Genomic DNA, 1,229 nt, shown 5'->3' with positions numbered 1-1,229 from the left:
TGTAGAAGTTTGCACTTGATCTGACGTACGGCTTGGAATGGCCGATCGGGGTACTACGCGTTCCTGTGGTGTTCGGTGTAGCGCCCTATATCTTTTTCGCGGGCGTTATGTGCTGCGTCAAGGAAGGTCTGCATCGGGGTTTTGCCGAAGCAGTATCGTCCCTGGTGGGTGCGATTGCGGTTGAAATCGTCCATCCACTCGTCGAGGTCTGCCTGGAGCTCCTGGATGCTGTTGTAGATCTTGCGGCGGAAAGCGACGCGATAGAACTCGTCGAGCATGGTTTTGTGGAAACGCTCGACGATACCGTTGGTCTGCGGGCTGCGCGCCTTGGTGCGGGTATGGTCGATGTTCTCCACCGCCAGATAGAGCTCGTATTCATGGCGGTCATGAGAGCCGCAGAATTCCGTGCCCCGATCGGTCAGCACGCGCTGGAGCGGAACATCATGCTGCTCGAAGAAGGGGATGACGCGGTCGTTGAGCAGGTCGGCTGCGGTGACGGGGGTCTTGCGGTCGTAGAGCTTGGCGAAGCCGACCTTGCTGTAGGTATCGACGAAGGTCTGCTGATAGATGCGGCCGATGCCCTTGAGAGTGCCGACATAGAAGGTATCCTGGGCGCCGCAATAGCCGGGACATTCGGTTTCGAACTCGCCCCACGCCTCCTTGTCGGCCTTGGCCTTCTCCAGGGCCGCAAGCTGGCTTTCGGTGAGGATCAGCCGCTCCTGGGCCATTTTGGCTTCCAGAGCCTTGAGGCGGAGCTTCATGGTGGCGAGGTCGTGGCGCAGCCAGATGCTGCGCACGCCGAAAGGAGAGACGGTGATGCCGCGCTTGAGCAGTTCGTTGGACACGCGGGCCTGGCCCCAGGCTGGCTGTTCGATGGCGATCGCGATCACCGCCTCCTCGACCGCTGGCTCGACACGGTTTTTCAACAGGGGCTTGCGGCGGGAGAGTTCCTGGAGCGCGATCTCGCCGCCTTTGTCGTAGAGTTCCTTGAAGCGGTAGAAGCTGTCGCGCGAATAGCCCATCATCTTGCAGGCTTGCGATACATTGCCCAGTTGCTTCGACAGTTCCAGCAGGCCGACTTTGGCCCGGATGATCTTCTGGTCTCGCGTCATGAGAATGTCCTCCGATGGCTGCGGCGGGGGCTGCGTCACCCGGCCACTCCGCCCCCGCAGCAGCCCTGGTTGGGCTTCAACAGACACCGTACGTCAGATTTAGTCGAGACTTCCACA

The 1,229-nt window shown here is 60.4% G+C and carries 1 protein-coding gene; it reads right to left on the bottom strand.

Annotated features, from left to right (window positions below):
• Positions 1-53: 53 nt before the first annotated feature.
• A complete protein-coding gene (locus HLH25_RS19870; RefSeq protein WP_182975726.1) occupies positions 54-1,112 on the bottom strand; it encodes an IS481 family transposase in 1,059 nt (352 codons plus the stop codon).
• Between the last annotated feature and the right edge of the window lie 117 nt (positions 1,113-1,229).

The sequence above is a fragment of the Gluconacetobacter dulcium genome (genome assembly GCF_014174165.1).
GTDB classification, from domain to species: domain Bacteria; phylum Pseudomonadota; class Alphaproteobacteria; order Acetobacterales; family Acetobacteraceae; genus Gluconacetobacter; species Gluconacetobacter dulcium.
The sequence above is the reverse complement of the archived record's forward strand: the minus strand, read 5'-3'. Positions and strand labels throughout refer to the sequence as shown.

Coding starts and splice junctions, on each gene's coding strand:
- HLH25_RS19870 (WP_182975726.1), bottom strand. CDS start 1,112: ATGACGCGAGACCAGAAGATCATCCGGGCCAAAGTCGGCCTGCTGGAA.